Source organism: Acetobacter sp. DsW_063, assembly GCF_002153745.1.
Classification (GTDB): Bacteria; Pseudomonadota; Alphaproteobacteria; order Acetobacterales; family Acetobacteraceae; genus Acetobacter.
The window spans coordinates 1-2975 of record NZ_JOPL01000074.1 but is presented as its reverse complement, the minus strand read 5'-3'; the positions used below and the strand labels follow the sequence as shown (position 1 = coordinate 2975).

3 protein-coding genes are annotated in these 2975 nt (G+C 55.7%); all 3 read left to right on the top strand.

The genetic code is table 11. The features are described from left to right. Positions 1 to 193 precede the first annotated feature (193 nt). Positions 194 to 763: a histidine phosphatase family protein gene (locus HK28_RS14515; protein WP_086644484.1), complete on the top strand. Its 570-nt coding sequence runs from the start codon at positions 194 to 196 to the stop codon at positions 761 to 763. 225 nt (positions 764 to 988) lie between these two features. Then, the gene (locus tag HK28_RS10240) at positions 989 to 2533 is read left to right on the top strand and encodes a cobyric acid synthase (protein ID WP_086644483.1); all 1545 of its coding nucleotides are present in this window, start codon (positions 989 to 991) and stop codon (positions 2531 to 2533) included. 268 nt (positions 2534 to 2801) lie between these two features. Beyond that, positions 2802 to 2975, top strand: a 174-nt coding sequence (locus tag HK28_RS10235) for a helix-turn-helix domain-containing protein (protein WP_369823643.1), incomplete at its 3' end; no start/stop codon positions are given.

The window sequence follows — 2975 nt, the reverse complement described above, 5'->3', positions numbered from 1 at the left end:
GAATCACACAGAACAGGTCAGAGCCAAGGGGCTTTTCAAACCCTCCACTTGATCTCCGCAACCTTCTATATAGCCTGCATGCCCAGCCCATTGGTAATCAAAAGGATCATTCCTTCGCGGAGAACCCACTTATGACGAAGAACCGTTCGCTCAGAATTCCGTATAAGTATTTACAGACACAAAGAAGAACGAGATGCCTCCGATAATTCTCGCTCGGCATCCGCATGTAAACATCCGACCGGGCATCTGTTACGGGCGAACGGATGTTGAACTTCTGCCCGGCTGGGAGTCCTTTGCGGACGGTCTGTCCACAGTGATGCACGCGACGTCATGCCTGAATGTTTACTCCTCACCAGCGACGAGATGCTCGACCGTGGCTCGTCGGATTACGTCGAATCATAAACACCCCCCACATATCGACGTAAGACTATCCGAATACGATTTCGGCGATTGGGAGGCCAGGAGTTGGGACGACGTAGAACATGCGGCATTGGAACTCTGGAACCGCGACTCCGTAACTTTTTCACCTCCCAATGGTGAAACCGGAGTCAGCCTGCTTCAGCGCGTCAACGACTTCTGGAACGACGTCTCATCAGCCACAGACCCAATTTGCGTTATCTCACATGGGGGGCCGTTGCGGGTATTGACCGCTTTGGCGGTGGGTCGGGAACCAAAGCTCTTTGATCCGTCGCCGCCCCAGGGTTCTATCAGAATTTTTAGCCTTGGCCCTTCTATACCCACATATTGTCTGTCCGTGGCATAACGCATCTGCCTGCGCGTCAATCAACAGACGTGAGTAACCCCTGTCCCCGTGGGACTATCCGAACCGCACCGGTTTCGTAGATTCCGCTCAACGTGAATATACAAAAAAATGGAATTATAAAAAAAAGTAAATATACTGAACTCAGCGTGATCAGCCTTCTCGGCGCCGCTCGCGCGTGTGCTACCTTGAACCGAAAGGGACGCCTGTCTGGTTGCTTTAGCGCTTATGCTGCAGGGAACTGGCTGCGGCGTCGGAAAATCGACACTCCTGGCGGGCATTGCACGTGTCTTAACCCGCAGGGGCTTGCGTGTACGACCGTTCGCGGCGCAAGCGACTTGCACCGATCCAATGTTGATTCCCGGCAACAGGACAGTTGCGCGCGCCCAGTTTATGCAAGCAATCGCCTGTGGCGTCGCGCCAGTTGCGGATATGAGCCCCGTGATTTTTCAACACCACGAAAAATCGCATGACACCACACGGTCGCATACGGATATCCTGATACATGGGCGTCGGAGCGAGGTTTTGAACGAAGACGACCGCCAGACCGACCAGGCCGATCTTATGCCGACAATTCTCCGCAGTTTTCGCGCTGTCGCTGAGGACGCTGACATCGTGCTTGTCGACGGCGGAGGGGCCGTCGGCGACGTGGCCCAGCGGGATCGGGACATCGCCAATATGGGTTTCGCGCAAGCCGCAGGTGTGGATGTGGTCATGGTGACCGAAGCTTCGCGTGGGAGCGGAAGCGCTATCGCGAGCCTCATCGGAACGCACACGATTATGTCTCGGCATGATGAGGCGCGGGTCAAAGGCGTCATCGTTAACAGCGTGTTACGTAATTCGAAAAAATTTACGCCTTCAATGGACGCGATCTGCGCGTTCACAGGCTGGGGCTCTCTGGGTGTGGCCCCCCTGATTTGCCCTTCATCGAACAAATCTGTTTACGAGGCGATTCAATTATTCACTTCCCCCCTGTTGCAAGACGAAATCTGCCGTAGCGATGGAGGCGACCTACACATCGTCGTTCCGCTGCCGCCTGCGACGGACAGGCTGAAAGAGGATTTCGATCCGTTACTGGACGCCCCGAGTCTACGCCTGACATTCATTTCGCCAGGACGTCCGCTTCCCCTTTGCGATGTGATTATTCTCCCCGGCTCGACCTCCGTCATCACCGGCCTTACTGCGTTACGCTCCGAAGGCTGGAGCATTGACTTAATCGGGCATGTGCGGCGCGGCGGCCGCGTTCTCGGCCTAAACGAGGGTTATCAGATGCTGGGCCATAGCATCGCTGACCCCTATGGCGTCGACGGACCGCCGGTAACGGTTACGGGACTTGGCCTGCTGGACGTTGCGACGATCGTGCACCGGCGCAAAAATCGCGAACCGGCCCGTTTCGCCTTTCCATCTAAAAACATCGAATTCGACGCGAGCCAAAATCACATCGGCCTCACTGCCGGACCGGACTGTACGCGGCCATTCGCACGAGTCGTCAGCGCCCCGTCAAAACCCGGAGAGGGAGCCACCTCCGCCTCCGGCAACGTTATGGGCGTCTGCATGCATGGCCTGTTCGACGACGAAGAGGCCCGAGACGCTGTCCTTGGACTTCTTGGTCCCCACCGCAAGCGCGCAGGGACGCGCTCGATAGATAAGAAAAGCCTTGATACAGCATTAGAACAATCTCTTGATTCGCTAGCCGCGCATGTTGCTGCGCATATAGACATCGAAGGGCTTCTGGCCCTGGCGCGAATACCAGAATGCTTTACGCGCTCCTGAACGCTTTTGGCCATGTGCGCAGCAGGCGGAGCGGCGAACATTTCCTGCCCGGCGCTCCACGGAGGTTTATAAAATTGCTCCACACTGAAGCCAGGACATGTGGCTGATGACCGTTCAGTCATCAGGATTGCACCTCTATGTGAATACCAATCTATGCTCAAAATTTTATTTGTTTATCGCATCGTCAGGGCGCCTCACCCGGTGGATTCTAATCTGAAGTGCACCATTGGGGATAATCTCCGGTGCTTTTAGATAAGGGGTCCGGAGATTGGCACGAGAGTATAGCTGCCTGACGCTATCGGATCGGCGGATGATCGCCCTTCTGAAGGATCAGAAAGTCGGGGTTCGTGAGATTGCGCGGCGTCTGTGCCGCCACCACAGCACGATTTCCCGCGAATTATGCCGCAATGCGCATCGCAGCGACGAGATTGATCTGTATGGC